4 protein-coding genes are annotated in these 3,028 nt (G+C 35.9%); all 4 read right to left on the reverse strand.

Annotated elements, in window-relative coordinates; translation table 11 throughout:
• Positions 1-1,414, reverse strand: a 1,414-nt coding sequence (locus tag Q0X89_RS13230; RefSeq protein ID WP_297694941.1) for a hypothetical protein, incomplete at its 3' end; no start/stop codon positions are given.
• Positions 1,353-1,877, reverse strand: coding sequence for an adenylate/guanylate cyclase domain-containing protein (locus Q0X89_RS13235; RefSeq protein WP_297694943.1), 525 nt, complete (start codon positions 1,875-1,877; stop codon positions 1,353-1,355). The genes Q0X89_RS13235 and Q0X89_RS13230, both read right to left, overlap by 62 nt.
• A gap of 229 nt (positions 1,878-2,106) precedes the next feature.
• The gene (locus tag Q0X89_RS13240) at positions 2,107-2,601 is read right to left on the reverse strand and encodes a nuclear transport factor 2 family protein (RefSeq protein WP_297694945.1); all 495 of its coding nucleotides are present in this window, start codon (positions 2,599-2,601) and stop codon (positions 2,107-2,109) included.
• Between the two features lie 99 nt (positions 2,602-2,700).
• Positions 2,701-3,028 (reverse strand): hypothetical protein (locus Q0X89_RS13245; protein WP_297694947.1); only part of this gene is annotated, 328 nt, incomplete at its 5' end.

Consider the following 3,028-nt stretch of genomic DNA (forward strand, 5'->3'; position numbering starts at 1 on the left):
CCATAGGATACTCATTTTTTTCCTGAGCCATTTCGAGCCAGGTCAAAGTTTCATCAACGTTACTCTGCACAGCTGAGATCATTGCCATGGCCAGATTGACTTGATGTGCACCTGAAGCTATTCTCCTTTCTAATTCCTGACGGTATCGTTCACTTTCTGCTGTATTACCAAGCATATAGTGCGAATTGGATAAATATGCTACATTGTAGTTGATAGGAATTTCGTCCGATTCAAATGCCTGTTCAAAGTGTTTTAACGCTTTTGTAAATTGACCGTCATGATAATAACTTAAACCAACGAAAAATTGGAAAAATGGGATATCCATAAGTTGTAGGGCTTCTTCATAAAGTGCCTGTGCCTTTTGCATTTCTCCCTCTATCATATGAATACTTGCTCGATCCCACCAAATAAAAACATTACCAGGGTCAACCTCTCTTCCAAGGTTCGCCAATTCTTTAGCTTTTTGAAGGTCCCCAAGCGCAACATAAGTAGACACAACAGTACAGATACAGTACGTAGTAGGAGTTTTTGGCCAGGAATTCAATGCCAAAGCGTACTCTACATCTTTTTTAGCATCACGTATCAAGCCTTTTACATAAAGGTTTGAGTGAGCCCTGACCAAATAAATGTCAGAACTTTTTGGGTTAAGCGAAATTGATTTTTCAATGTAAGGAGAGGTTATACGTACTGTTTCTGATGCTGATCGGTCACCGCCAAACCATGATCCTGTTTGAAAATCTAAGACAAAAGCCAATAACGTATAGGCCTGTGAATAATTAGGATCAAGGTGAATTGCTCTTTCTAACATCTCAATACTTTCTGAAAATCCTTCTGGTGTTAGACTCATAAATTCAGATTTTGATTTTAGAAATAATTTAAACGCTTCACCATTATCAGTATTTACTTTGGCTAATGATATCTCCTCCTCCGTTGTCAATTCTATGTTGAGACTTTTGGCAACTTGCTTTGCGATTGATAATTGTATAGATGGTGCATTTTTCATCACCTCATTAAAAGACTCGTTCCATATTCTTTCATTTGAATGTGGGTTGAAAAGTTCTATGGAGAGTCTAATGCTATCCCCGAAGACCCTGGAGCTTCCCGATATTATATAATTAACGTTTAATTCATTCGCTATGTCGATAGGTGTTATTGTAGATTTTTTGTAATGGATTGATGTGGAAAATGCCAATACTGCAATGGTTTTGATTTTTGCAAGCTCATCGATGATTTCCTGAGTCACGCCATCCGAAAAGTATTCCAGGTTTTCATTTTCATTCAGGTTTTGCAACGGAAGAACAGCAATGGATATTTCAGATCCCTCAGAGGGTTCAGTTTTTGTTTTTTTGAAATTATAGTCTGAAAGATTGTATAATAAGAATGCTCCAAGAATCAATAAAATTTTTAAAGGCAAAATCACCAAGTTTAACCGTTTTGATTTCGGGGTGATTCTTAATCTGAAAATAGATATCAGAACTAATTAAAACAGAATTGGCCACACCCATAGATTCAATACGAGAGGCAATATTTAAACCATCCCCAAATATATCCTGGCCTTTACGCACTATTTCTCCAATATGTATACCTATACGTAGAGGCACATAGGGTTCTTCTCTTAAATTATTTTGTATGCTTATAGCACATTTTATGGCACTTACGGCACTTGGGAATAACATGAGACACCCATCGCCATAAGCCTTGACTATTTCACCATCATATTTTTTTGACTGAAGTTTTAAAACTTCTTCAAAGTGCCTAAGTTTTGATAATGCCAGTTCCTCATCTTCTTGCATCATGGAGGAGTATCCAACAATATCTGCATAAATGATTATTGAAATGAGTCTATCAAGATTATCCACAGTACTATGTTCCTTCATTCTATGTTAAGATAATTAATTTAATCAACTTCTGCTGGCTCTAAATAAGACTTGCGATTAATTAATATTAATTACACATAACGATTCGGCAAAACTTTATAAGTTGGACGATTGTTTATTCCTAATAAATTATCTGACTCAAACGCCGACAGTAAAAAACACTGCTGGCCTAAGGAATCTGACCATTTGTTAACATCTTATGATGCCCTTAATATGAAGTTATCGAAATTTATAGTTTAATCTCGATATACGGTGAAAAATGCTCATGTACAATTTTCCATCGTCCATCTTCTTTTACAAATACTAATGAGCTTCTACTTTTTCCTGAAAACGTATTTTCATCGATTGTTGCACCCCAATCAAGGATAAAACTTGCAATAGCTACATCGTCCAAAACATCCACCTTAACATCAGGAGGTTGGTAATTAAATTCAGTGACATTTGTGAATAAATCTTCCTCTGTTGTTTTTGCCATTTCATAATCCTGTCTTTGAGGTAAATCACCATCATCAAATTTGGTGAATTTAGGCCCTCTTAGATGATAGGAATCCAAACTATCCATATCTTTTACTTTAGCTACTTCGAAAATATCGTAGACTATATTCTTGATTTGTTCCTGTTCTTCAGGATACATTTCAGTTATCGGATTACCTTTAGGTGCAGGGGTATTACAGCCAGCCATTAAAACCCCTAGGAATAAAATTGTAATGTTTATTAATTTCATAGTATTTAATTATATGCCACAGTGGTGTGGCTATGTTGTTATACTGGCCAATAGCCAGTTTAGAATAATAGCTTTTGTTCTCGGTAGGTTTATTTTAATTTATTCTTCCAGTTCCGCCATTTTTTTACCTATATGCTCCATCACTTCACCAAACTCCTTCTCTGGGCTAAAATCAATTATTTTTACATCTTCTTCAACAATGGCAGTATGTCCTGCAGGCCAGTAAAACACATCCCCTTTTTTGACAATTTCTTCAGATTTATCATCATAAATTAGCCGTATTGCACCCTCAACAATATAGCCCCAATGTGGGCAATGGCAACTGTTGTTTTTTAGTCCTTGAAGCAAAGGTGTAAAGTCAGTTCCTTTGGGTAGTTCATTAAAAGCAATGGTCATTCCTCCATAACCCGTTATGTTGCGCATAATT

It is taken from the genome of uncultured Eudoraea sp. (assembly GCF_947258525.1).
Classification (GTDB): Bacteria; Bacteroidota; Bacteroidia; order Flavobacteriales; family Flavobacteriaceae; genus Eudoraea.